We start from the raw sequence: 12,515 nt of genomic DNA on the forward strand, positions 1-12,515 counted from the left end.
TTAACTCTACAAATTTATTTATTTATGCTTGATATTAAATTGATAAGGGAGACCCCTGACATAGTCAGACAAAGCCTGACAGCCAGGGGTGAAGATACAACCCCTATTGACAGGATTTTAGAGATGGACGGGGGAAGGCTTGAAATTATTCACAAAGCAGAGAAACTTAAAGAACTCAGGAATAAGGTATCTGACGAGATAGCCATGATGAAAAAGAATAAAGAGAATGCTGATGATAAAATAGCTGAGATGAGAAAAGTTTCAGACGAAATCAAGGTTCTTGATGAAGAATTAAGGGAAATTGAGAATAAAATAAATAGCGAGCTTATCCATGTTGCAAATATCCCGGCAGGTAATGTTCCGAAAGGAAAAGACGCGACTGAGAATGTGGAGGTACGTGTTTGGGGGGAGAAGAAGAATTTCGAGTTTAAGGTAAAAGACCATTTAGAGCTTTCGAAGTTACATGATATACTTGATTTTGAACGCGGAGCTAAGATAACAGGAAGCGGATTCCCTCTTTACAAAGGAAAAGGCGCAACACTTGAGAGAGCGTTGTGGAATTTCATGCTGGATACCCACATTGCAAACGGATATACGGAAGTCATCCCGCCGATCCTTGTAAACAGGACGAGCATGGAGGCGACGGAGAAAGTTCCAAAGTTTGAAGAGGATATGTATCACATAGAGAAAGACGACCTATATGCTATACCAACTGCTGAGGTACCGATAATCAACATTCACCGCGACGAGATATTCAAGGAAGATGATCTGCCGGTGAGATATTGCGGGTTTACTAACTGTTTCCGCAGGGAGGCAGGGAGCTACGGAAAAGATACAAAAGGCTTTTTAAGGACGCACCAGTTTAACAAAGTAGAGCTTGTTAATTTCTGCAAACCTGAAGACAGTTACACTCAGCTGGAGGCAATGCTCAATGATGCCTGTGGTATAGTGGAAGCCCTTGGACTTCACTACAGAGTTATAGAGCTTTGCACCGGGGACCTTGGATTTTCATCGGCTAAAACATATGATATTGAAGTCTGGTCTTATGGAGAGAACTCGTGGCTGGAAGCTTCTTCGGTAAGCAACTTCTCGGATTTCCAATCGAGGCATGCAAAGATTCGCTATAAAAAAATGCTTGAAGGTGGTAAAACAAAGACAGAGCTAGTGGATATACTTAACGGTTCCGGACTTGCTACGTCTAGGCTTATTGTTGCTTTGCTTGAAGCGAATCAGGATGAAAAAGGCAATCTGACTGTGCCGGAAGTACTTAGAAAATATACCGGCTTTGACAGAATAGAAGCGTAATGACAATTACACTAAATAGTGCGCAAAGAAAATGGGGAGTAATTTTATTACTCCTTTTTCTTTGCGCGGTAAAGATACCTCCTATGTTTAATGCTGACATACAGCCCTGGGATGAGGGAATGTATGCGGCACGAGTAACTTCGATCCATATTAATGGTGACTTCTTCGACCAGAGCAGTCATTCGGTGGCTGGATTCGAATCGGGTGTACATCCGCCGTTATTTATATGGGTAGGGTACGGTGTTACGAGTATATTTGGAACAGATGAAGTTGTATTCAAATTGATCGCATTTATATTTGGGCTGCTGTGTGTTTTGTATATTATTAAACTTGGTGAACAAATCCATTCGTTCGAAGCAGGCTTCCTTTCGGCAATGATATTCTCAGCGACTTATGTTTTCTCTGTTTATGCTAAGAGGTTTCAGTTCGATATAGCAATTACGTTCCTGTTCATACTGTGTTTTTATTCCATTGTAACGTATCTTAATGGAAATGGTAGAAAATATTTGTATTGGGGAGCAGTAGTGTTCGGTTTATGTATGCTGACGAAGTCCCTGTTTGGCTTGTTCATTCCATTTACATTGTCAATATATCTCTTCGCTCAGCCCCGCCCATGGAGGTTTAGATTCTCAGATCTCGTAATATTTTCCACAATCGGGTTAATCCTTGCATTACCCTGGCATTTATATATGTATTTGAAGCATGGGAATGAGTTTACCCAATACCTTTTCGGTTTCCATCTGTTAAAAAGAGCTACTGAGGGAATTGGCGGAAATGCAAAACCAAGCGGAATCTTTTATTATTTCAGCATAATAATGAATAATATTCCGTTCGGTATTATAGTATTTTATGCACTAATACGGGATTTTATCCCATTTAAAAAACCGGATTGGAAGAAAGTATTATTGTGGAGCTGGTTCCTATCAGGATTTGTTGTAATTTCACTGTTCACAACCAAGATAGAGACGTACCTGATGCCGTTCCTTATTCCGGCATCTTTATTACTTGTTTTATTTTTCTTTAGAGAAAGAAAATCAAGCACAGGAGAGATGTTTATAATTTTGACACTCTTCATAATAAATCTATTCTGGTACGTGACCCCGGCTGTGAGGAATGAAATTAAAACTTACGTAATGTCTCCTGTTGGGGGGATAATTACACTTACTGTTCTGGCACTGGCTATGACACTACTCTTCTTGTTCTCAAAGAAATTCTCAGAAAGGGTAGATCTAAAGAAAGTATTCATTTATGTTACCGTAATTTTCTTTCTTGGAGCAAACATTTACTATCTGTTTAATATATCCATGTTTGAGGATGGATTTAAACTTGCCGAAATAAAGAAGCTTTCAGACGAAAGCGGTCGTAATGAATTGATCTATATAGGAAGCAATTACGAAATGAATCCGCAATTCTCATATTATTTTAATGGAATAGACCTCAACACAAAAGGAAAGTACGAATATAAATTATTGGATCTAAAAGACGGTACTGAAAGTGTTAAAAATTTTTTACACGGACTGGATAAAGGAAAGTATATAATCCTTCTGGAAAGAGATCAGATCAATCCGGGTGAAGAATTTGATGCTAAACTTTTTATCCCGGAAGGTTCACAGCTTAAAAAAAAGACTCACGGTTACGAAATGTATTTGAATTAATATGAGCCATTGTTTAGTCATAGGAGGGACCGGCATGCTGAGAGAAGTGAGTAGACAGCTTGCCTATGAATATGATATTGTTTCGGTGATTGGTCGTAATCCTCATAAAATGTACTCTCTCAGACGTGAAACAATGCATCTTTATGGCAATCTCGATCCTATCCTTCTCGATTACACTGATTATAAAAAATTAGAAGAAGAAATAAACCTCTCAATCGAAAGATACGGAGATATCTCACTTGCCATTAGCTGGATACACTCGACTGCACCGGATGCGCCTTCTTTAATTGCGGACACAATAAATAATAAGAGTGAAGAGTTCCGTTTTTTTGAAATATTTGGGTATGAATATGCTAATCCCTCGGGAGAAAGTTATACACCGGGCTTTGCAAATCTTGATCACATAAAGTACAGGCAAATTATACTTGGGTTTATCTTGGATGGAGAAAATTCCAGATGGCTGACCGATGAAGAGATCTCATCAGGAGTATTAAGAGCTGTAAAAGAGGATTTGGTTAGATCTACGATTGGTGTGGTAGAGCCCTGGGACAGGCATCCGTAATTATTCGAATTTCTTTTTAGCCAGTACTACCGCGCCTACAATAGCTGCAAGCAGAAGGAACGCTGCAATCTCAAACGGGAAAGAATAATTTAAGATCAATTCCTTACCAAGGTTTTCGACAGTACCTATCTTTACTGCTTCAGGGCTTTGGGGTGAAAATTTATCCAGGAAGCCGTAATAAACTGTATAAGCAAGAAGGCTGAACATCAGGATCGAGATCAGGACTGCGGATAACTTTTTGTAAGTAAGCTGTTCGGAAAGTTTCTTTTCGTCTTGAAGATTTAATAGCATAATTACAAATAAGAAAAGGACCATTATCGCACCCATATAAACAAGAACTTGTATAACAGCGAGAAACTGTGCTTTAAGCAATAGAAAAAAGCCAGCAATTGTTAAAAAATTCAAAATAAGATATAACGCACTATTTATGGGGCTTCGTCGGGTAATCATCATAATTGCCGAAAATACCGAGATGACTCCTAAGGAAATGAATAAAATGGTCTCTAACACTGTAGTTCTTAAATTAGTAATTATATAATATAATTTATTAAATCAAAAAGTGTAATTTAAAAATCCGTCTTTTTGACGGAATTGTAACTTTTGCACTTAAAACTGCGTTGTAAATTGAAGAGGTAAAGTTTATTTTTATACTTGAGATTATGCCTAAAAATGTGAAAATATCAATAACATACCTGTTATTTACACTCGTTGTATTGACCTCAGGATGTTCAGGTGGAGGAGATTTTGATGAATCTGATGAAATCACACCCAATAAAGAAAAAGCAGAACAGCTTTTTATCAAAGGCAAGCTCGCCGAAATGAAATATAATTATTACGAAGCCCTGGAAAACTACAATACCGCATTAAAATATGATAAGTCACCCGGGATTTACTATGCTCTCTCAGAACTTTATTTCGACCTCGGTAAATACAATGAATCATTCCTGAATATTCAGAAAGCGTTGGATTATGACCCTAATAACATTAGCTATTTAGAACAGGAGGCGAATGCATATCTTGGTCTGGATAATCTTCAAAAAGCGGCTGATGTATATGAAAGCATTTTGCGGAAAGATTCAACTTATACTTATGGGCTTTATACCCTTGCTCGTATTTACCAGGAGTTGAGCCAGCCATCGAAAGCAATCGTTATATATGAAAAAATAACCGACAGAATTGGTTACGACTATGATGTTCTGAGAAGGATGTATGAGATTTATTATGGATATAAAGAATATGATAAATGTGCAGACATGCTTAAAGCTGTGTTACAACTCGATCCATATGATTCTGAGATAATAGAACAGCTTGCTATGTTGTATATTCGACAAAACAAATTTCAAGAAGCAAAAGATATTTATGAGGAGCTAATTAGGCTTAATCCAAATAACCGTGACATGCAGACTGAGTTGGTTAAGATATACTTTTATCAGGATGAGACTGATAAAGCATTCAAGAAATTTGGTGATCTTATAGGTAAAGATTCTTTAACTTTTAGAGAAAAACTCCAGGTTGGGGAGCTCTATTTTAACCAGATAACTAACGATGTTAATTCACTTAACATCGCAAAAAATATTTTTTCAAACTTGCAGAGTAATTATCCTGCTGAGTGGCTTCCGTATTATTATCTTGGTACTATATACATGGAAGAAAATAATCAATCCATGTCAAATGACGAATTTTCAAAAGCTATTCAGGTTGCAGATACATCCCTGGACGCTTATGTACAGATCGGGTTGACATACTATAATAAGGGAAAGAATGAAGAAGCAGAGAGAATATTACGAGAAGGTATTTCAAAGGATGAGCAGGATTTTCGTTTGAATTACCTGCTGGGCTTAACCCTACAGGCGGGAGGTAAGACATCTGAAGCAGTTACCTATTATGAGAGAGCTGCAAAAAATAATTCCGCCGATATTAATGTGCTTTCTGCCCTCGCTCTCGCATATAACAGTATTGGTAAATATGACGAATCTAACTTAGCATATGAAAAAGCATTAAAGTTAGATCCCAATAACCCTCTAATATTAAATAACTATGCATATAATTTATCTGAGCGGGGTGAAAAACTGGATAAAGCACTTGAAATGGCTAAGTTAGCAATTGATATTGAACCGGAAAACGCGTCATATTTAGATACTATAGGATGGATTTATTTTAAGCTAAAAAAATATAAACTTGCTGTTAAATACATTCGCAAGTCGCTTGAGATAAATGGAGGCAGTGCTGTAGTAAATGACCATCTCGGTGATGTATATAAAGAAATGGGTGAAAAAGATAATGCACTTATATACTGGCGAAAAGCTCTCGAACTGAGCCCCAGCGATGAGAGGATTAAAAGTAAAATTTCAAATAATAGTTAAAATAAGTTAAATGTCAGATTCAACAAATCACACAAATCATCATAAGGTGATTATAATTGGTTCAGGACCGGCTGGATTTACTGCAGCTCTTTATACAGCGCGGGCTAACTTAGATCCGATAATGTTCGAGGGTAATCAACCCGGGGGACAATTAATGATTACAACAGATGTTGAAAATTATCCGGGGTTTGAACACGGGATCATGGGACCTGAATTGATGGATGTTATGAGAAAACAGGTGCACAGATTTGGAACTAAGTCGATATACAGATATATCAAGGAAGTGGATTTTTTAAACAGACCTTTTAAGCTAACAGCAGATGATGGAACGATTTACACTGCAGATTCGGTGATCGTATCAACGGGTGCCAGCGCAAAGCTTCTTGGACTGGATTCAGAAAATTATTTTATGGGATACGGTGTTTCGGCATGTGCCACTTGCGATGGGTTTTTCTTTAGAAACCAGCGTGTTGTAGTTGTTGGCGGTGGTGACACAGCTATGGAAGAAGCTGTTTACCTTACAAAGCACGCTAGCGAAGTTACCGTGATTCATAGAAGAGAAGAACTGAGAGCATCCAAAATTATGCAGGAAAGAGCTCTTAATAATCCTAAGATCAAATTTTTATTTAATACAGTTATTGATGAAGTGATGGGGAAGACTGAAGGAGAGAAAAAAACCGTTACCGGAATTAAACTAAAGCACACAAAGACCGGTGAGGAAAGTGAAATGGACGTCGAGGGAGTATTTATCGCGATCGGACACCAGCCAAATACACAAATATTTGATGGACAGCTGGATATGGACGATGTGGGCTATATTATTACAAAGAAATCTTCTAGCGAGACAAATATCCCTGGAATTTTTGCATGTGGTGATGCACAGGACAGTATTTACAGACAGGCTATAACTGCTGCCGGTACAGGATGTATGGCCGCAATCGATGCAGAGAGGTATCTAGAAAAACTGGAACACGCAGCAAAGCATGAAGCACAAAGCTAAAATAAGGCAGTAAATTAAATTATAAAGATATGCCGTATTATTATAAAATGGGAGAGATCCCACAGAAGAGACATACTCAGTTCAGACAGCCCGACGGTTCTCTATACAAGGAAGAACTATTTTCAACTATAGGATTTGATAGCATTTATACAAATGCTTATCACATCAATTCACCCGCAAGGATAGAAGGTATAGATGATAAGGTCGAAAGGATCGTTATACAGGAGTGGGACGAGTCATCTCTTCGTCCTTACCACTTCAGGACAAAGGAACTCGAGCCACAGGGCGATGTCCTTACTGGCAGAAAACCGATAATGTATAATAACGACTTTGTCATGACGGTTTGCAGGCCATCGGACAAGATGAATTACTTTTACAAAAACGCTATGGCGGATGAGGTGATTTTTGTCCATGAAGGACAGGGTGTGCTTGAGACAAATCTTGGTTATCTTCCATACAAGGAAGGTGATTATATCGTTATCCCGCGAAGTGTCATTTACAGACTAAACTTTGATACACAGCCTAGACTGTTGATATTTGAAGCAAATGGTCCAATAAGAACTCCGAGCAGGTATAGAAACCAGTTTGGTCAGCTTCTCGAACACTCACCGTTCTGCGAACGGGATATACATCCTCCGACAGAACTGGTCACGATTGACGAGAAAGGTGATTTTGTTGTAAAAGTTAAGAAGGGCGAGAAAGTAGTATCCATACATTATGATTTTCATCCGTTCGATGTAGTCGGATGGGACGGATTCTATTATCCGTGGATATTTAATATAAACGATTTTATGCCTATAACCGGAAAGATCCATATGCCTCCTCCGATACACCAGACATTTGCGGGTCCTGGATTTGTAATTTGTTCGTTCATGCCAAGGATGCTTGATTATCATCCGGATGCTGTGCCAATTCCTTATAACCACAGCAACGTTGATTCGGATGAAATGCTGTATTATGTGGATGGTAACTTCTCCAGCAGAAAAGGTGTAGAATTCGGGTCGATCAGTCTTCATCCAAACGGAATACCTCACGGTCCTCATCCCGGCACTGTAGAGAAAGCGCTAGGAGCAAAGGAAACGAAGGAGACCGCTGTTATGCTTGATACTTTCCGTCCTGTTAAGCTGGCAAAGTTTGCAGAAACCATTAATGACCCAAGTTATTACCTTAGCTGGAGGGAAGAATTACAACAGCTCGTGGATGATGAAACATCCGGTTAGATTAATAAATAAATTTCCATGAATATTTGATACATCCTGTAAAAGCTGCAATAATAGATCTATACGACAACGAACCCAATCAGGGTATGCGTTGTATTATGGATATCCTTAATGCTACCGACTGCAAAGTTCAGGAGATTCCCCTTGAATATAAAAGATTCAATACTCGCGCCGACAATGAACTACCCGGTTTAGATTATGACATTTACATTTCATCAGGCGGTCCCGGAAGCCCTTTCTCTGGTGAAGGGCAGGAATGGGAGAAGAATTACTTTAACCTTCTTGATAAGATCATGCAGAATAATGATACTTTCGGAGCTGGTAAGAAGTTTATTTTCTTTATATGTCATTCGTTCCAGATGATGTGCAGGTATTTCCAGCTTGCCGAAATAGTTAAGCGGGAGAACCGGGCGTTCGGTATATTTCCCATTTTTAAAACTACTCAGGGCGAAATGGATCCTTTATTTGGTCCTCTTCCAAATCCATTCTACGGTGCTGATTTTAGAGAATGGCAGGTCCTTTATCCTGATAAGAAGGTTTTCGATGATTTGGGTGCGAAACTACTTGCCATTGAAAGGATACGGGAGAAATATCCAGATAAAAGAGCTATCATGGCTGTTCGTATCTCTCCGGAAATTGTAGGCACACAATTTCATCCTGAGGCAGATCCTCCTAGCATGTATCACCACTTTAGACAGCCGGAGAGAAAACAACAGGTTGTGGATGAATACGACGAAAAGACCTATTTTGATATGATTGCTCACCTGGAAAATCCTGATAATATTTCTTTAACGAGAGAAACTGTGTTACCTGAGTTTCTTTTCAACGCTATCGGCAGTCTAAGACTAGAAGAACTTCCTGCATAATTTGTTTCCTTTATACTCAATTCTATTTTAGTTAAATTACCTTTTGATTTCTCTCCTATGATTATTAAACATATAAATATATAATAGCTTAATGAAAAAAATTGGTATATTATTTGGTCAGGAAAACACTTTTCCACCTGCATTTGTGGACAGAGTAAATACTAAACTTCGTGAGATGGGGATTGATGATATATATGCGGAATTTGTAAAAATAAATAAAGTTATACAATCTGAACCCACAGGGTATGCTGTTATTCTGGATAGGATTTCCCATGATGTACCTTTCTACAGGGGATACCTGAAGAATGAGGCAATTACTGGAACAGCCGTTTTGAATAATCCCTTTTGGTGGAGCGCCGACGAAAAGTTTTTTAATAATGCCCTTGCCGTAAGGTTGGGAGTCCCGGTTCCAAAGACCGTATTACTCCCGTCAAATAAAAATCCCCAGGATACCAGCGCAGAATCGTTCAGAAATCTTGAATTCCCCCTCGATTGGGAAGGGATATTCAATTATATTGGATTTCCAGCTTATTTTAAACCCTTTTCCGGTGGCGGCTGGAAAAGCGTTTACAAAGTCGAAAGCCCAGAAGACTTTTTTGAGAAATATGAAGAAACAGGTGACCTTGTGATGATGCTTCAGGAGGAGATAAAGTTCGAATCATATTTCAGATGTTATTGTATTGACAGGCGCGATGTAAAGATAATGCCATATGAACCTAGGAACCCGCACCATCTCCGTTATATCACTGATGAAGTGCATACGGACCCGGCTCTGCTTGAAAAGATTCATGAATATGTTCTTATTTTGAATAACGGACTCGGGTACGATTTTAATACCGTTGAATTTGCCGTAAGAGATGGCATTCCGATCGCGATTGACTTTTGTAACCCGGCGCCCGATGCTGATCTAAATTCTGTCGGGACAGAGAATTTTGAATGGGTGGTCGAAGCAGCGGCAGATATGGCAATAAGAAGAGCATTACGTCATAAAGACGGTATGAATAATCTTACTTGGGGGGATTTTATAAGGACATATTCAAATGATATTCCTTTTAAAACGTTGGCATGATGCTCATGTGTAAGTATGAAAGACTATAGAAAATTATTTATTGTCAAAAGAAAAGGTGGAAAGGCATGGAATTATGAAAAAGATCTATACCAACAGGAAGGCTGGAATGAACATGCACAGTTTATGAACGGTTTGGCTGAAGAGGGATTCGTTCTGTTAGGTGGCCCAACTGGTAAAAATGGTGAGACTACACTTATAATTGATGCAAATGATGAAGCTGAAATAAGGAATAAATTCGCGGATGATAGTTGGAGCAAAACGGATTTGCTTGAGATTGCAGAAATCATACCGTGGATCATTTTGTTGCAGCATAAAAGTAACCTTTAAACGCAGTAAATAAAAATATGCTCTATACATTAGGAATAGAGGAGGAATTTCAGATAGTTGATCCTGAATCACGGGAATTGCATTCTCACGTCCAGCAGATATTTGACAGCTCGGATGAAAATTTGAAGGAGAAGCTGAAACCGGAAATGCACAGGTCCGTTGTCGAGATAGGTACGAATATCTGCAAAGATATTAAAGAAGCACGTGAGGAAGTTATAAATATGAGAACATCGGTTGCTAAACTGGCAGCCAATAGTGGTTTAAAGATCGCCGCTGCAGGCACACATCCTTTCACACACTGGAAAGATGTTCTCATAACCGAAAACCCGCGGTACGAAGAGATAGTGAACGAGATGAGGGAAGTCGCGAGAGCTAATCTTATTTTTGGACTTCATGTTCACGTCGGAATTCAAAACAGAGAGCTTGGAATTCAGATCATGAACGCAGCACGGTATTTTATTCCGCACATATTCGCGTTATCTACTAATTCACCATTCTGGCTGGGAAGAGATACAGGATTTAAGTCTTACAGGGTAAAGGTTTTTGATAAATTTCCCCGCACCGGCATTCCTGATTACTTCTCCAGTGTTGCCGATCACGATAACTTTATAAATCTCCTCATTAAAACCAATTGTATAGATAACGCCAAGAAAGTCTGGTGGGATATACGTCTACATCCGTTTTTTGACACATTGGAATTCCGAGTTTGTGATGTTGTGATGAGAGTTGACGAGACTATTGCGCTAGCTGCATTAATACAGGCTGTTGTAGTGAAGCTGCACAAACTCATCCAGCAAAACCTTGGATTCAGAATATACCGCAGAGGGTTAATTAACGAAAATAAATGGAGAGCTTCAAGGTATGGGATTGGTGGTAAGCTTATAGATTTTGGTAAGCAAGAAGAGGTAAATTTCATTTCTCTTGCCCATGAATTGCTTGATTTTATAGACGATGTTGTGGATGAATTAGATAGTAGAGAAGAAGTTAGTTATATTTTCAAGATTCTGGAGGAAGGAACCGGTGCCGACAGACAGTTAAATGTTTATAATGAAACAAAGAATCTTAAAAAAGTTGTGGACTACATAATAGAACAAACATATATAGGATTGGATCTGGATTAGATGGCTATAGACATTACGGAAATTGATTTTGATACGGAGCTTTCGGAGGGAGCATACAACGCTGTAAATATTTGCTTGAGAGTTAAACCCGAAGAAAGAGTTACGGTTATTACTGATTCCGAATCCCTTGGTATTGCAGCGTCCCTCTCAGCTGAACTCGATAAAGTCGGCTCTGAATATAAAGTATTTGTTCTGGAAGATTATGTGAACAGGCCAACAAAATACATGCCTCACGATATACTCGATCATCTTTCAAAATCTAATGTTAGTATCTTTGCGGCACAGGCTCAACAGGGAGAATTACAGTCGCGGGTACAGATGACAGCGGTCGTCGATCAGTACAGGATTAGGCACGCGCACATGGTCAATATTACCGAAGCAATTATGAAAGAAGGAATGCGTGCGGATTTCCTTAAAGTGGATGATATTAGCACCAGGCTTATCGATATTGCCTCAAAAGCAAAAATAATAAAAGCTACCTCAAAAGGCGGAACAGACATTACTGCTGAATTTTCACCAAAACTGAAATGGTTAAAAACCAGTGGCCTTATAAGTGTAAATAAATGGGGAAATCTTCCAGGCGGTGAAATATTTACTTCGCCATTTACTGTAAACGGACATTTTGTTGTGGATGGAGTTGTTGGAGATTATCTTTGCAGAAAATACGGTGATTTGAATGAAACACCACTGTATATTGATATACAGGATTCAAGAATAGTAAAATTAGCCTGCGATAACGAAGAGCTGTTAAAAGAGTTTACGGATTATACAATGACCGACGAAAACAGTAACAGAGTAGGGGAGTTTGCTATAGGAACAAATATTGCCTTAAATGGAGTAATAGGAAATATTTTACAGGATGAAAAGCTGCCAAGTATACATATGGCCTTTGGACATCCATACTCAGAGCATACAGGCGCTAACTGGTCTTCCTCCACCCATATCGATTGTGTAGGTACACAATTCGATATTTGGGCTGATGATAAAAAAGTAATGGAAAATGGGGAGTTCCTAATTTAAAATACTG

Annotated in this window: 12 protein-coding genes; 11 read left to right on the forward strand and 1 reads right to left on the reverse strand. The window is 38.8% G+C overall.

Going from position 1 to position 12,515, the window contains the following annotated elements:
- Positions 1-24: 24 nt before the first annotated feature.
- The 3 genes from serS to H6614_00390 are packed head-to-tail and all read left to right on the forward strand — an operon-like array spanning position 25 to position 3,522.
- A complete protein-coding gene (gene serS / locus H6614_00380) occupies positions 25-1,305 on the forward strand; it encodes a serine--tRNA ligase (protein MCB9242109.1) in 1,281 nt (426 codons plus the stop codon).
- Positions 1,305-2,960 (forward strand): glycosyltransferase family 39 protein, encoded by a 1,656-nt coding sequence (locus H6614_00385; protein MCB9242110.1) that lies wholly within the window; start codon positions 1,305-1,307, stop codon positions 2,958-2,960. Before serS ends, H6614_00385 begins: the two co-directional genes overlap by 1 nt.
- A 1-nt stretch (position 2,961) precedes the next feature.
- A complete protein-coding gene (locus tag H6614_00390; GenBank protein ID MCB9242111.1) occupies positions 2,962-3,522 on the forward strand; it encodes a hypothetical protein in 561 nt (186 codons plus the stop codon).
- Here H6614_00390 and H6614_00395 read toward each other — a convergent pair whose 3' ends face one another.
- Positions 3,523-3,975 carry an NADH-quinone oxidoreductase subunit J gene (locus H6614_00395; GenBank protein ID MCB9242112.1) on the reverse strand — a complete coding sequence of 151 codons (453 nt, stop codon included), beginning with the start codon at positions 3,973-3,975 and terminating at the stop codon, positions 3,523-3,525.
- Positions 3,976-4,193: 218 nt separating this feature from the next.
- On the opposite strand from H6614_00395, the gene H6614_00400 reads away from it, so the two are divergent.
- The 8 genes from H6614_00400 (at position 4,194) to H6614_00435 (ending at position 12,508) form a co-directional block, all read left to right on the forward strand.
- Positions 4,194-5,885: a tetratricopeptide repeat protein gene (locus H6614_00400; GenBank protein MCB9242113.1), complete on the forward strand. Its 1,692-nt coding sequence runs from the start codon at positions 4,194-4,196 to the stop codon at positions 5,883-5,885.
- 10 nt (positions 5,886-5,895) lie between these two features.
- A complete protein-coding gene (gene trxB, locus H6614_00405; GenBank protein MCB9242114.1) occupies positions 5,896-6,885 on the forward strand; it encodes a thioredoxin-disulfide reductase in 990 nt (329 codons plus the stop codon).
- Between the two features lie 29 nt (positions 6,886-6,914).
- Positions 6,915-8,105, forward strand: a complete 1,191-nt coding sequence (locus tag H6614_00410) for a homogentisate 1,2-dioxygenase (protein MCB9242115.1) — start codon at positions 6,915-6,917, stop codon at positions 8,103-8,105.
- 26 nt (positions 8,106-8,131) lie between these two features.
- Complete coding sequence (locus H6614_00415) at positions 8,132-8,971, forward strand: GMP synthase (protein MCB9242116.1); 840 nt, start codon at positions 8,132-8,134, stop codon at positions 8,969-8,971.
- A gap of 91 nt (positions 8,972-9,062) precedes the next feature.
- Positions 9,063-10,040, forward strand: a complete 978-nt coding sequence (locus tag H6614_00420) for a hypothetical protein (GenBank protein ID MCB9242117.1) — start codon at positions 9,063-9,065, stop codon at positions 10,038-10,040.
- A 15-nt stretch (positions 10,041-10,055) separates the two neighbouring features.
- The gene (locus H6614_00425; protein ID MCB9242118.1) at positions 10,056-10,367 is read left to right on the forward strand and encodes a hypothetical protein; all 312 of its coding nucleotides are present in this window, start codon (positions 10,056-10,058) and stop codon (positions 10,365-10,367) included.
- Positions 10,368-10,384: 17 nt separating this feature from the next.
- Positions 10,385-11,488, forward strand: coding sequence for a carboxylate-amine ligase (locus tag H6614_00430; GenBank protein ID MCB9242119.1), 1,104 nt, complete (start codon positions 10,385-10,387; stop codon positions 11,486-11,488).
- The gene (locus H6614_00435; GenBank protein ID MCB9242120.1) at positions 11,489-12,508 is read left to right on the forward strand and encodes an aminopeptidase; all 1,020 of its coding nucleotides are present in this window, start codon (positions 11,489-11,491) and stop codon (positions 12,506-12,508) included.
- Positions 12,509-12,515: the final 7 nt, after the last annotated feature.

Source organism: Ignavibacteriales bacterium (assembly GCA_020635255.1).
In the GTDB taxonomy this organism is placed as follows: Bacteria; Bacteroidota; Ignavibacteria; order Tepidaquicellales; family Tepidaquicellaceae; genus JAEYVS01.